Raw genomic sequence first — 1,223 nt, forward strand, 5'->3', positions numbered from 1 at the left:
GCAAGATTTTAGAGGTCTTAAAAGGGGTTTCCACCGACTATCGAAGCAACAAACTCTTCGGTGACAAGATGATTATGAATGGGGCGTTTCTTGTGCAGAACGATCAGGTGCCAAAGTTCGATAAGTGTGTAGATGAGTTGGACGAAAGGTTGGGAGAGGGCATTAAATTCAAGTACGTGGGTCCTGTGCCACCGTGCAACTTTGTTGAAATAGTAATAAATTTGGAGGATTGAAGAAGGATGTCTAAGAGATGGTAGAGCAAGTGCCACAGCAGGAAAAGAAAAAAGAAGGCGAAGGTATACAGCTTGGCTTGCTGGATATACTGTTCCCCCTTTTTCTCCCAGTGAAAGGGATGGTGTGGCTTGGGGAAAACCTCAAAGCCACAGCCGAGGAGGAGATTACTGACGAATCGAGGATCCAGGAGAAGCTTCTGGAACTACAGATGAAATTTGAAATGGATGAGATAAGTGAGGAGGAGTACGATAGGAAAGAGACTGAACTCATGGAAAAACTTGAGGCCATTAGAGAGTATAAAGAAGGAGAGTAGTGTAACTAGTAAATGGTAATTACCAATAACCATTTAACCAATTACTATTTAACCAGTTACCAATAACCATTTAACCAAACAGAGGCTGTTTAGAAAGTAGCAGGGTTTTTTGAGGTGTTTGAAGGTTGAGCAGCTTTATAAGCTACGGTTTTAATTTTCAAATGTTTCAAAAAGTGGGGGTGAAGGTCAATTTTTACCCTTGTAAAACATACACTGAACAGCGGTTTTAGATTTTAAACAGCCATAAACAAAAAAGGAGGTGACAGAAATGCCAGGAGCCGCTGAACCCGAAGGGCCGTTTAGATGCCCCAGATGTGGTGCTGTGACCTGGGGCGACCTTAATTATTGTCAGGAATGCGGGCAATATCTTTACATTGAATGTCCCGGTTGTGGAGCTTCATGGCGGTATATGTACGAGTATCCGTTTTGTCCTTCCTGCGGGGCAAGGACGGGACAGAAGGTAACGCCAAAGAAATAGTCGTTGAATAGACGAGGTTCAGTAATATAACTAATCACCATTTAACCAAACCCAATAGGAGGTAAAGAAAAATGGCCAAGGATATACACGAAGTGCTTGCGATTGCTCGTGAGGAGTTGAGTAAGATAACAGGATTGGAACTTTCCACTACCCTGTCAGCAGTAAAGGATGAGAGAGGCTGGTTGGTTACTGTGGAAG

General features: G+C 43.1%; 3 protein-coding genes. All 3 read left to right on the forward strand.

Annotation, left to right across the window (positions count from 1 at the left end):
* The coding region (locus QMD82_08560) for a GvpL/GvpF family gas vesicle protein (protein MDI6851964.1) at positions 1–233 on the forward strand (233 nt) is incomplete at its 5' end.
* A gap of 17 nt (positions 234–250) precedes the next feature.
* The gene (locus QMD82_08565; GenBank protein ID MDI6851965.1) at positions 251–547 is read left to right on the forward strand and encodes a gas vesicle protein GvpG; all 297 of its coding nucleotides are present in this window, start codon (positions 251–253) and stop codon (positions 545–547) included.
* Between the two features lie 268 nt (positions 548–815).
* A complete protein-coding gene (locus tag QMD82_08570) occupies positions 816–1,025 on the forward strand; it encodes a zinc ribbon domain-containing protein (protein MDI6851966.1) in 210 nt (69 codons plus the stop codon).
* The last annotated feature ends 198 nt before the right edge of the window (positions 1,026–1,223 follow it).

Source organism: bacterium (assembly GCA_030019025.1).
Classification (GTDB): Bacteria; Hydrothermota; Hydrothermia; order UBA1063; family UBA1063; genus UBA1063.